Origin of the sequence: Kitasatospora sp. NPDC002965, from assembly GCF_040611255.1 — a bacterium.
Classification (GTDB): Bacteria; Actinomycetota; Actinomycetes; order Streptomycetales; family Streptomycetaceae; genus Kitasatospora.
In genome coordinates this window covers 21,542-34,293 of the sequence record NZ_JBEXNT010000105.1, presented here as the reverse complement: position 1 = coordinate 34,293, position 12,752 = coordinate 21,542, and the positions used below count along the sequence as shown (strand labels likewise).

The following is a 12,752-nucleotide window of genomic DNA, read 5'->3' as shown; positions in this document are numbered from 1 at the left end:
GAGGCGTCCTCGGTGCCGGTGAACTTGATCGTCACCGACTGGCCCGCGTAGGCCGAGAGGTCGAAGGTGCGCAGCTGGTAGCCGGAGGCCGCGTCCACGTTGGAGTAGGTCTTCAGCGCGGTGCCGTTGACGGTCACGGCCAGCTTGTCGTAGACGGTCGAGCCGGACTCACCGGTGTCGACGTGCAGGTAGAAGCTCAGCGTGGCCCTGCAGCCGGCCGGGATGGACACCGTCTGGGAGAGGGTGTCGGTGTGGGTGGAGCCGTAGCCGTTCAGCCACGCCTTCCAGGTGCCGCCGTGCGGGGCCTGCGAGGCCGACTTGTCGACGACACCGCTGGAGGCGGTCCACGGCGCGGCGGTGCCGGTCTCGAAGCCCGCGTTGCCGAGCAGCTGCGCCGGGGTGCAGGTGGTGCTGGTGTCGGTGACCGTCCAGGTGAAGGTGGCGGTGCCGGTCTTGTTCGCGGCGTCCTTCGCGGTCACGGTGACGTTGGAGGTGCCGACGGCGGTCGGGGTGCCGGTGATCACGCCGGTGGAGCCGTTGATCGACAGGCCGGCCGGCAGACCGGTGGCGGTGTAGGTGAGCGGGGCGGTGCCGCCGGTGGCCTTGACGGCCAGGTTGACGGCGGTGCCGACCTTGGTGCTCTGGTTGCCGGGGCTGGTGACGGTGACGCCGCCCGGGTTCGGGGGCACGGTGCCCACGTTGACGCCGGCCCAGGCGGTGCCGACGGCGATCCACTCGGGGCTGTTCTCGCCGTACAGGTCCTTGGCGGCCTTGAGGGTCGCGTCACGGGCGGCGGAGTAGTTGGTGGTGGAGGTCATGTACGAGGTCAGCGCCTTGTACCAGACCTGCAGCGCCTTGTCCCGGCCTATGCCGGTGACGGTGACGTTGTTGGCGGTCGGGCTGTTGTAGCTGACGCCGTTGATGACCTTGGCGCCGCTGCCCTCGGCCAGCAGGTAGAAGAAGTGGTTGGCGACACCGGACGAGTAGTGGACGTCCAGGTTGCCGACGCCCGAGTACCAGGAGTCGGCCGAGCGGCCGTCCTTGGAGGGCTTGTCCATGTAGCGCAGCGGCGTGCCGTTGCCGTTGATGTCGATCAGCTCGCCGACCAGGTAGTCCGGGTTGTCGGCGGGCAGGTTGGCGTAGAACTCGACGGCGTTGCCGAAGATGTCGGAGGTGGCCTCGTTGAGGCCGCCGGACTCGCCGGAGTAGTTGAGGTTGGCGGTGGCGGAGGTGACGCCGTGGCTCATCTCGTGGCCGGCGACGTCGAGTTCGGTCAGCGGGTGGGTGTTGTTGTCACCGTCGCCGTAGGTCATGCAGAAGCAGTCGTCGTCCCAGAAGGCGTTGACGTAGCCGCTGTCGTAGTGGACCCGGCTGAAGGCGCCGACGCCGTCGTTGCGGATGCCGCTGCGACCGAAGGTGTTCTTGTAGAAGTCCCACGTCGCGGCGGCGCCGTACTGGGCGTCGACGGCGGCGGACTCCTTGTTGCTGGCCTGCCCGTTGCCCCAGGTGTCGCTCGACTTGGTGAACAGCGTGCCGTTGCCGGTCGTGCCGTTGTTCATGTTGGTCGTGTACTGGCCGCCGCGGGTGCCGTCCTTGAGCTGGTACGTGGACCCGCTCTGGGTGGTGGTCAGCGGCACGTTGCCGACGAAGACGCCCTGGCCGGTGCCGGTCTTGATGGCCTCGTTCTTGCCGAGCACGGCGCCGGTGGTGGCGTCGGTGACGACGCGCAGGCGACTCGGGGTGCCGTCCGACTCCTTGCCGGTGACGACGGTCTCCCAGGCGAGCTTGGCGGCGCCGTCGGCGGCCCAGACGACCAGGCGCGGGGCGGCGTCGAGGGAGGAGCCCGCCTCGGCGGCGAGCGCGGCCTCCTGGGCCTTCGGGGCGGCGAGCTTCGGCGAGGTGTTCACGCCGGAGAGCACGGCGTCGCTGGCCTTGGTCACGCCCTGGGTGGCGCCGGTGGCGTCCTGGTGGACGATCAGGTCGCCGCCGAGCACCGGGAGACCGGCGTAGGTGCGCTCGTAGCGCAGGTGGCGGGCGCCGTTCGCGTCCTGGACGACGTCCTTGGTGACCAGCTTCTCCTCGCCGGTGAGGCCGAGGGTCTGGGCGAGGCCGGCGGTCTGCTGGTTCGCGGAGGCGATCAGCTGGGCCCGGCTCGCCTGCTGCGCGGCGACGATCGCCGGTGCGTCAGGGGTGACCGCCTGCGCGATGACCGGGATGCCGGTCACCAGCAGCGCGGTGGAGGCGGCCATGACAACCGCTGCCTTCCGGGCGTGGGCGTAACGGGACATGCGGACTCCTTTTCCGACCGCCGCGGGGTTCGCGGACGGTGGAGAGAACCTGGTCGCGGGGTCGCGACTCAGTGGGGGCCCCCGCCGCCGGGTGCGCGGCGCGGGTGCGGTTGCGGAGCTGACGTACTGGCAGGGGGGATGCGCTGTACCTGACCTGGGACAGCTGCACCGGGGGGTGGGGCCCCCTCGTCTGCAGCCGGAGGAATCGTGGCAGCAAACGAGCCGTGAATGACAGATGCATGCCATGGATTGGCCGATTAGCTACCGACCCGTACATCTGTCGGACCGCCACCCGTGTTACGGCCGTGGGAACTACCGGAGATCGTTTTCATCACCGCCGGAAAGGTTCGATCACCCCCCGCGGGCACTGACCAGCGCATCCGGTCCGGAGCCGGGTCCGGATGCCGGACGACAGCGCCCGACAGGCACGGCACATCACCTTTCCGGCCGTGCCAGGGTCGGTTTTCGGCCAACTCCATTCCCTGAATGGAACCGGGCCCCGTCGGCGGGTCGTCAGCCCTGCACGAACACCGCCACCGTCCGGCCCGGCACCGTGAACGTGCCGGTGGCGGAGGCGAATCCGGCCTGCTTCACCACCGGGTCGGAGCCACCGGCCTGGACCGGGTGGAGCGCCTGGGCCGTGCCCGCCAGGGCACCGACCGTCTGGCTCTGCGCCGCGGGCGTCGCGTTGAACACCACCGTGACGCCCTTCTCCGCGCCCGCCGCCCCGGACCCGTCCAGGTGCAGGGTGATCACCCCGGGGGTCTCGCCGGGCGTGCCGGAGAGCGGGTACGAGAGCCGCTGCTGGACGGCGGCCAGGGTGGGCAGCGAGAACAGCGGCGAGGAGCGCTTGATCCGCAGGAACTCCTGGTACTGCGCGCTCGTCGCCCGGATGTCCGCGGCGCCCACGACCAGCCGCGGGTCGGCCAGCAGGGCCTTGGCGGCCGGCCACATCTCCCGGTTGTCCGCCGCCGGCGGCAGGCCCCGGCCCCAGCCGTTGCCCCGCTCCGGATCCCACTGGACGGCGTTGAACCAGTCGCCGGAGTCGTAGGAGTTGGCGTCCAGCGACTTGGAGCGCAACAGGTCGCTGCCGGCCTGGGCGAAGCCGGAGCCCTGGGTGAGCGCGGTCAGCGAGAGCGCCAGCGCCTGCATCCGGGCCCGGTCGGCGGGCGCGGTGGCGGGCGGCAGCTTGTACGCCAGCGCGTCGAACAGGTCGGCGTTGTCGTGCGCGTCCACGTACCCGACCGCCTCGCCCGGCCTGGCCGCGTAGCCGGTCGGGGCGCCGTTGTAGTCGACCTCCCGGCCGGTGACGGCCCGTCCGGAGCTGTCGGTGAAGGCGTAGCCGGCCAGGTTGCCGGTCAGCCCGACCTTCAACTGGTCCATCTGCTTCAGCAGCCGGGCCCTCTGCTGCTCGGGCGTGCCGTTGGCGGGCGAGCCGTTCGGGTCGGTGAACAGGCCCGAGGCGAAGCCCTGCTGCGGGGCGGAGGAGAGCTGGAAGTTGCCGCCGCGGGCCGCGTCGCGGAGCCGGTCGTCGAAGGTGGCGATGCCGGTTCCCGCCATGGCGAGCTGGGTAGCCTGCTCGAAGCGGGCGTTGTCCGCGACGACGCCGAAGTTCCAGCCCTCGCCGTAGAGGAGGACGTTCCTGCCGTCGACACCGTCCGACTCCGGAGTCATCCGGCGCAGCGCGGCCTGCACGTCCAGCATGGTGGACTTCGGGTCGAGGCCCATCAGGTCGAAGCGGAAGCCGTCCACCTTGTACTCGCGGGCCCAGGTGGTCACCGAGTCGACCACCAGGCGGTTCATCATGGCGTGCTCGGGCGCGGTGTCGGCGCAGCAGCTGTCCGTGGTCACCTTCCCGTCGGCGTCCAGCCGTTGGTAGTAGCCGGGGACGACCTTGTCCAGCACCGAGTGCTCGGCCTGGCCGCCGGCCGCGGTGTGGTTGTAGACGACGTCGAGGACCACGCGGAGCCCGGCCGCGTGGATCGCCTGCACCATCCGCCGGAACTGCACGGTGCGCGCGGTCCCCTCGGGGTCGGTGGCGTACGAGCCCTCCGGCACCGTGTAGTGCAGCGGGTCGTAGCCCCAGTTGTAGGCGTCCTCGGCGGCGACGGCGGCCACGCACTCCTGCTGCCTGTCGCTGTCGGCCGCCAGGGCGGCGAGGTCGCAGGCGGGCAGCTTCTGCTCGGCCCGGTTCTCCCGGACGGTGGCGATGTCGAAGGTCGGCAGCAGGTGGACGGTGGTCACCCCGGCCAGGGCCAGCTCGCGCAGGTGCTTCATGCCCGCCGATTCGGACTCGGTGAAGGCCAGGTAGGTGCCGCGCTCGGCGGCCGGGACGGTGGCGTCCGCCACCGAGAAGTCCCGGACGTGCAGCTCCTGGATCTGCTGCCGGGCGAGCGGGACGGCCGCCGGGACGGCGTGGTCCTCCCAGCCCGGGGGCTTGAGCGCCGCGGCGGAGAGGTCCGCGACCAGACTCCGCCGCGAATCGGTGGAGAGCGCGACCGAGTACGGGTCGGTGACGGTGTTGACCACCATCTGCCGGGCGCCCGGCGCCCAGACCCTGACCTGGTAGAGGTAGTACTTGCCGTCCAACTCGGCCTTGTCGCGGACGATCTCCCAGACGCCGGTCTCGTCGTCCAGCTTCAGCGGGAGGGTCTTCGGAGTGCCACCGGCCGGGGAGTCGAAGACCTGGACGGACACCTCCTGTGCGGTCGGTGCCCAGAGGGACAGTGCGACCTTCCCGCGGTAGTAGGCCGGGCCGAGGTCGACCTTGCCGGTGCGCCGGGCGTACAGGTCGTCGAGGACGCCGGGGATCTGCACGCCGGTGGCGGCCAGCACGGCGCCGCTGGGCAGGTGTTCGGTGAAGAGCAGCTGGCCGCGCAGGGCGGCGGCCACCCGGGTGGCGTCGCGCGGGTCGACCGTGAACGCCCGGTAGCCGGCGAGGTGCGGGAACGCGGTCCGCTGCGCGGCGGTGAGCCCGCCCGAAACCGGTTCCAACCGGATCCACTGCCCCGCCGCGGTCAGCGCGCCCTTCTCGGTGCGGATGCCGCCGGCGGGGTCGTAGACCAGCTGGGCGCTGGTGCCGGCGGCGAGGGCGGCGTCGGCGGCGCCGTAGCCCGCCGGGACCACGACCGTCCTCGCGTCGATCCACTGGGCCTTGGCCGAGCCGAGGTCCAGCTGCGAGGAGGCGGCGGCGGTCTGCGGCAGCAGGTAGCCCTCGCGGCCTCCGAGGATCCAGACCTCGCGGCCGGTGCCGGTGAGGTCGAGGGACTGGTCGTTCGGCAGGTCCTTGTCGTTGCCCCGGTGGAGGATGTAGCTCAGGCTGGTCGCGCCGGGGGCGAGCGGCACCTCGAAGACGGCTCCGAAGGAGTCGCGGCGCACCGGCATCAGCGGGTTGCCCCAGTCGGTGGGGGTGGCGGCGCCCGTCCAGTCGTGCAGGCCCCAGCCGTCGTAGTCGCCGTCGGCCCTGTTGTAGTGGATCACCGCCGTGCCGGCCGGCGGGGTGCTCACCGGCCCGGGGTCGGCGGTCCGGACGGTCGGGTCGCCCTCCTTGAGCCAGATCTCGCCGGTCGCGCCGACGTCGATCCGGCGGTCGGCGTCGACGTCCTTGACGCCGTCCTTCTCCACGACGAAACCGACGTCCGAGGCGCCCGGCTTGAGCTTCACGTACGCGAAGGCGCCGTACGCGTCCCGGCCCGTGAAGCCGTGCCCGGCCGGCCACGGGGTGGCCTCGCCGTCGGCGAGGTCGCCCCAGGCGTAGAGGTTCCAGCCGTCGTAGTCGCCGTTCTTGCGCTGGTAGTGGACGACGGCGTACGGGCGGGCGGTGGCGCTGGGCACCGGCCGGGGGTCGGGGGTGCCGGTGGTGAAGCCGCCGGTGGCGGAGCGCAGCCGGCCGGCCGCGTCCTGGACCACGGCCTTGTACCGGACCGGTGTGCCGGGGGCGACGCCGGCGAGGTCCTGGGTCACGGCGTGGCGGCCCGTGTCGGAGGTGCCGAGCACCTGCCAGGGCCGGTCACCGACCTGTGCGGCGAAGGTGACCCGGTCGAACCCGCCACCGGGGACGTCCGCTCCGACGGTGACGGTGCCGGTGGAGCCGGCGGCGGGCGCGCGCAGGGTGATCGAGGGCGCGGCGGCGGCCGGGGCGATCCGTCCGGCGGCCTTGAGGACGACGGAGGAGAGCGGCGGCACGGTGACGGTGAGCCTGCGGTCGGCGCCGCTGGTGAGGCGCTCGCCCGCTTCCGGGTAGATCCGGTCGAAGCCCCGGCCGGCCGAGAAGGTGTCCAGGGTGACGGTCTTCGGTCCGGCGGCGTTGTTGACGGCCACCAGGTACTCGACCTGCTGCCCGGCGTCGATCCGGGAGAAGGCGTAGACGCCCGGTCCGTCGGCGGCGTACCGCTCGATCTGGGCGCCGTCGGCGAGGGCCGGGTGGTCGCGGCGCAGCTTCGCCAGGCCGGCGATGCCCCGGTACAGCTCACCGTCCTGCCCGTACCGGTCGGCGGGGCCGGTGGCGCCGCCGAGCACGCGGTCGGTGTTGTAGGAGGCGGTCTGCGAGGTGAAGACGTCCTGCCGGGCGTCCTTGTCCCCGCCGGCGCCGGTGAAGCCCTGCTCGTCGCCGTAGTAGACGACGGGCTGGCCGCGGGTGAGGAACATCAGCTCGTTGCCGAGCCGGTCCCTGCGCAGCAGGGTGGCCTCGTCGGCGCCGGGGTCGTCGGCGAGCAGGAAGGAGCCGAACCGTCCCATGTCGTGGTTGCCGAGGAAGGTCGGCAGCTCGTAGGCGTCGGTGTCGGCGGTGGTGTAGCGGTAGTCCTGGCCGTAGACGTCGGCGAGGGTGCGGGCCGAGCCGCCCTGGGAGACGTAGCTGCGGGCGGCGTTCTGGAACGGGACGTCGAGGGTGGCCTGGAGCCGGCCCCTGGTGACGTACGGCGCGGTGACCGCGGGGTCGCCGGAGTAGACCTCGCCGAACATGAAGAACTTGCGGTTGCCCTGCTTGGCGGCGAACTCCTTGAGCGAGGGGGCCCACTGCTGCCAGAACGCCATGTTGACGTGCTTGACGGTGTCGATCCGGAAGCCGTCCACGCCGGCTTCCCTGACCCACTGCTGGTAGACCTTCTCGAAGCCCTTGACCACCTTGGGGTTCTGGGTGTCCAGGTCGTCGAGGCCGGAGAAGTCGCCCTCGGTCGCGGACTCGCCGGCGAAGGTCGAGTCGCCCCGGTTGTGGTAGAGCGCGGGGTCGTTGAGCCAGGCCGGGGTCTTGGCGGTGGCGTCGGCCGGCCGGCGGAAGACCGGGCTGTAGGGGAACGAGTCCTTGCCCAGTTTCGGCCAGGCGGCGTTCGCGTCGGCGAGCGCGGTCTCGTCGACCGGCCTGCCGTCGGCGTCCAGGACCGGGAACGCCCCGGTGGTGCGGTAGCCGTACTGCTGCTGCCGGTAGTCGATGACGTCGGCGGTGTGGTTCGTGATGACGTCGAAGAAGACCTTCATGCCGCGCCGGTGGGCCTCGGCTATCAGCTCCTTGAGCTGCTCGTTGGTGCCGAAGTGCGGGTCGACCTGGGTGAAGTCGGTGATCCAGTAGCCGTGGTACCCGGCGCTCGCGCTGTCGCCCGTGCCCTGGACCGGCTTGTTCCGGAAGAGCGGCGCCATCCAGATCGCGGTGGTGCCGAGGTTCTGGACGTAGTCGAGCCGCTGGAGCAGGCCGGCCAGGTCGCCACCGTGGTAGAAGCCCTTGTCGGCCGGGTCGAGGCCGTGGTCCAGCCGGGTGCCGGTGATGCCCCCGGTGTCGTTGCCGCGGTCGCCGTTGGCGAACCGGTCCGGCAGGACGAAGTAGAACTGCTCGCGGGTCAGGTCGTGGCGCCCGGCGGTGGCGGCGAGCGCGGCGTCCGAGGGCGGTCCGGGCGGGCCTGCGGCGAGTGCGGCCGGGCCGGCGGTACCGAGGGTGGCGGCGGTCAGCGAGGCGGCGAGCAGCACCGCCGTCCGGCCGGGTCTGCGGGTGGTGCGCCGCCGGCGGCGGGGCGGGACATCGGCCACGGAGGGCTCCCTTGCGGGGGAAGGGGTGAGCGAGTTGCCAGGACGCTAGCGGCCTGCAATATGTTTCAGCAAGATGCAGAAAGGGTTTCGGGCGGGGAAGATACGCCTGCCGCAGCGGCGCCCGACCCCCGATTGCGCCACCCGCGCCGCCCGGCGTGACAATGGGACGTATGCCCGTCCCGCCGGTTCGCACCAGATTCGCCCGTACACCCTGCCCCGGCGGGAGAAACCCCCTAGCCCTGAAGGGGGACAGCCGGTGAAGAATCCACTTCCAGAGGATGAGCAGACGGCTACGGGACGTCTGGCAGACTTCTCGTCCATGGGGGAACCGACCGAGATCCAGCAGAACGGCGGCCGCATGCCCGACGGAGCCACCCGCGCGGCCCAGACCCGTACGGCTGCGCTGCGCAGCCGCGTCCGCGAGCAGCGCCGCTCCCCGGCCCGGCCACGGATCTGGTTCGAGCTGGCGCTGATCGGCCTCAGCTACTGGATCTACTCCCTCGTGCGCAACGCCGTCCCCGAGCAGGAGTCGATCGCCCAGAAGCACGCGGGCTGGATCTGGGACTTCGAGCGCGCCCTCGGCGTCGCCGTCGAGCGCTCGGTGAACCACGCGGTGGACGGCGTCGGCTGGCTCATCACGGGGATGAACTACTACTACGCGACACTGCACTTCGTCGTGACCATCGGCGTGCTGGTGTGGCTCTACCGCCGGCAGCCGGGCCGCTACGGCGCGGCGCGCACGGTGCTGTTCATCACCACCGGCATCGCGCTGGTCGGCTTCTACTTCTTCCCGCTGGCGCCGCCCCGGCTGATGACCGACGGCGGCTTCATCGACACCGTGAAGACGCACGGCACCTGGGGCTCGATGGCCTCCGGACCGGCCACCCACGTCTCCAACCAGTACGCGGCGATGCCCTCGATGCACATCGGCTGGTCGCTCTGGTGCGGGCTGACCATCTTCTTCCTCGCCCGTGCGACCTGGGTCCGGGTGCTCGGCCTGCTCTACCCGGTGGCCACCCTGGTGGTGATCGTCGCCACCGCCAACCACTTCTGGATGGACGCGGTGGGCGGCATCGTCTGCCTCGCGGTCGGCTTCGCCGCCGCCCGGCTGATCTACCACGCCTGGCCCTACCGGCTGCCCAGGGTGCCCGCCCGGGAGTCGGCCGAGGAGAAACCGGTCACGGTCCCCGAGCAGTGGAGCGAGTCCTCGGTGACCGCCGGACGGCGCTGACCCCCCGACCTTCCGAAGGGCCCCGCGATCTTTCGCGGGGCCCTTCGCCGTCCGTCCGGGGCGCCGGTGCGGAGCGGGGGCGCCGGTGCGGAGCGGGGGCGCGAGGGCGCGGGGGCGACCCCTGAGGGTCGCCCGGGGTGCCGGGTCGGCCCGGGTCTCACCCGTAGAACAGCCGCTCCACCACCGCCCGGGCCCGCCGCGTGGTCCGCCGGTAGTCGTCCACCAGCTCCCCGCTGTGCCCGGCGCCGTACCCCAGGTAGCGGGCCACCCCCGCGAGTTCCCGGGCGTCCGCGGGGAACGAGTCCCCCGGCCGGCCGCGGACCAGCATCACCGCCGACCGCACCCGGGAGGCCAGCACCCAGGCCGCGTCCAGCACCTCCGCGTCCGCCTCCTCGACCAGCCCCGCCTCCACCGCCGCCGCCAGCGCCGCCCTGGTCCGGGTGGTGCGCAGCGCCGGAAGCCCGTGCCCGTGCCGGAGCTGGAGCAGCTGGACGGTCCACTCCACGTCGGCCAGCCCGCCCCGGCCGATCTTGGTGTGGGTGGTCGGGTCGGCGCCGCGCGGCAGCCGCTCGGCCTCGATCCGGGCCTTGATCCGGCGGATCTCCACCAGGTCCCGCTCCGCCACCCCCGCGCCCGGGTAGCGCATCGGGTCGATCAGCTGCCGGAACCGCTCCCCCAGTGCCTCGTCCCCGGCCACCGGCTCCGCCCGCAGCAGCGCCTGGCTCTCCCAGACGTGCGACCAGCGCCGGTAGTACGCCGTGTACGAGGCGAGGGTGCGCACCAGCGGACCCTGGCGCCCCTCCGGACGCAGGTCGGCGTCGACCTCCAGCGGCGGCTCGGTGGACGGCGCGGCCAGCAGCGAGCGCAGCTCGTTGCAGACCGCCTGGGCGGCCCGGGCCGCGTCCTCCTCCAGTGATCCGAGCAGCGGCTCGTGGACGAAGAGCACGTCGGCGTCGGAGCCGTAGCCGAGCTCGCGTCCGCCGAAGCGGCCCATCGCGATCACCGCGATCCTGGTCGGCAGCGCCCCGTTCCGGGCCTCCCAGCCGGCGACGCAGGCCCGCAGCGCGCCCTGCAGGGTGGCGGCGTTGAGCGCGGTGAGCGCCTCCCCGGCGGCGTCCAGCGCCTCGGCCGGATCGTCACCGAGCCGCCCGAGGACGTCGGCGGCGGCGGTCCGGAACAGCTCCCGGCGGCGCACCGCGCGGACGGCGGCCACCGCCGCGGCGGTCGAGTCGGCCCGGCCCACGGCGGCCAGCACCTCCTGCTCCAGCGCGGCCCGCCCGCGCGGCACCAGCCCCTGCGGGTCGCCGAGCATGGCGACCGCCTCGGGGGCCCGTAGCAGCAGGTCGGGGGCGAGCCGGCCGGCCGACAGGACCCGGGCCAGCTGCTCGGCGGCGGCGCTCTCGTCCCGCAGCAGCCGCAGGTACCACGGCGTCCGGCCGAGCGCGTCGGAGACCTGCCGGAAGTTGAGCAGCCCGGCGTCCGGGTCCGCGGAGTCGGCGAACCAGCCGAGCAGCACCGGCAGCAGGGTCCGCTGGATGGCGGCCTTGCGGCTCACCCCGGAGGCGAGCGCCGAGAGGTGCCGCAGGGCGGCGGCCGGGTCCGCGTAACCGAGTGCCTCCAGCCGGGCCCGGGCCGCGTCCGGGGTGAGGCCGGCCGCGCCGACCGGCAGTTCGGCGACCGCGTCCAGCAGCGGCCGGTAGAACAGCTTCTCGTGCAGCCGCCGCACCTCGACGGCGTGCCGCTTCCAGTCCCGCTGGAGGGCCGCGACCGGATCGGCCCGGGTGTCGCCGTTGATCAGCGGCGCGAGCGAGCGGGCCAGCCGGCGCAGGTCCTCCTCACCGGTGGGCATCAGGTGGGTGCGGCGCAGCCGGTACAGCTGGATCCGGTGCTCCAGCGAGCGAAGGAACCGGTAGGCGGCGTCCAGCGAGGCGGCGTCGGCCCGGCCCACGTACCCACCCCGGGAGAGTGCGGCCAGCGCCTCCAGGGTGTTGCCGCTGCGCAGGGCCGGGTCGGTGCGGCCGTGCACCAGCTGGAGCAGCTGGACGGAGAACTCGACGTCGCGCAGGCCGCCCGGGCCGAGCTTGAGCTGGCGGTCCAGCTCGGGTGCGGGGATGGACTCGATCACCCGGCGGCGCATCTGCTGCACGTCGGTGACGAAGTTCTCCCGGGCAGCGGCCTGCCAGACCAGCGGGGCCAGCGCCGCCACGTACGCCTCGCCGAGTTCGGTGTCCCCGGCCACCGGGCGGGCCTTCAGCAGTGCCTGGAACTCCCAGGTCTTGGCCCAGCGCTGGTAGTACGCGAGGTGGCTGGCCAGGGTGCGGACCAGCGGTCCGTTGCGGCCCTCGGGGCGGAGGTTGGCGTCGACCGGCCAGATCGTGCCCTCACCGGTGGTGTCGGCGCAGAGCCGGGTCAGCGCGGCGGCGAGTCGGGTGGCGGCCTTGAGCGCCTCGTGCTCGTCGGCGCCCTCGCACGGCTCTGCGACGTAGATGACGTCCACGTCGGAGACGTAGTTGAGTTCGCGCCCGCCGCACTTGCCCATGCCGATGACGGCCAGGCGGCAGACCGCGGCGGCGTCCGGGTCCTGTTCGGCGGCGATGTCGAGGGCCGTCTGCAGCGTGGCGCCGGCCAGGTCGGCGAGCTCGGCGGCGGTCTGGGCGAGGTCGGTGGTGCCGGTGAGGTCGCGGGCGGCGATGGCCAGCAGGCAGCGGCGGTAGGCGATCCGCAGCGCGTCGGCCCGGCTGCGGGCGCCCGCGTCGTTCTCCCAGACGCCCTGGTGGAGCGCGCGGCGGAAGTCCTCCGGCCCGGGGTGCATGTCGCGGAGCTCGAAGGTGACCAGGATGTGCCAGTCGTGCGGGTGCCGGGCCAGGTGGTCGGCGAGCGCGGTGGACTCGCCGAGCACGCCGAGCAGCCGGTCCCGCAGCGGCTTCGAGGTGGTCAGGGTGTCGCGCAGGGTGTGGCGGTCGGTCGCGTCGGCGGCCTCCAGCAGTCGGGCCAGGCCGAGCAGGGCGAGGTCCGGGTCGGCGGTGGCGCCGAGCGCGTCCAGCAGCACCGGGTCCCCGGCGAGCCCGTCCAGGGCGGGTTCGGCGAGCAGCCGCAGCGCCCGCTCGGGGTCGGTGAACCCGCGCCGCACCAGCCTGACCTCCGGCCGGCTGACCCGGCTCCCGGCCCGCTGTTCCTCCACCGACATCGCCCCTCCGGCTTTCCGGCCCTCCCGG

The 12,752-nt window shown here is 73.1% G+C and carries 4 protein-coding genes; 1 reads left to right on the top strand and 3 read right to left on the bottom strand.

Annotation, left to right across the window (positions count from 1 at the left end):
• On the bottom strand, nucleotides 1–2,288 hold a 2,288-nt coding region (locus ABZY91_RS30985; protein ID WP_355406137.1), incomplete at its 3' end, for a M4 family metallopeptidase.
• Between the two features lie 513 nt (nucleotides 2,289–2,801).
• Nucleotides 2,802–8,306, bottom strand: coding sequence for a pullulanase-type alpha-1,6-glucosidase (pulA, locus tag ABZY91_RS30980; protein ID WP_355406135.1), 5,505 nt, complete (start codon nucleotides 8,304–8,306; stop codon nucleotides 2,802–2,804).
• Nucleotides 8,307–8,664: 358 nt separating this feature from the next.
• Here pulA and ABZY91_RS30975 point away from each other — a divergent pair, with 358 nt between their 5' ends.
• Nucleotides 8,665–9,537 (top strand): phosphatase PAP2 family protein, encoded by an 873-nt coding sequence (locus ABZY91_RS30975; RefSeq protein WP_355406139.1) that lies wholly within the window; start codon nucleotides 8,665–8,667, stop codon nucleotides 9,535–9,537.
• 157 nt (nucleotides 9,538–9,694) lie between these two features.
• Here ABZY91_RS30975 and ABZY91_RS30970 read toward each other — a convergent pair whose 3' ends face one another.
• Nucleotides 9,695–12,724, bottom strand: coding sequence for a bifunctional [glutamine synthetase] adenylyltransferase/[glutamine synthetase]-adenylyl-L-tyrosine phosphorylase (locus ABZY91_RS30970; RefSeq protein ID WP_355406133.1), 3,030 nt, complete (start codon nucleotides 12,722–12,724; stop codon nucleotides 9,695–9,697).
• Nucleotides 12,725–12,752 lie beyond the last annotated feature (28 nt).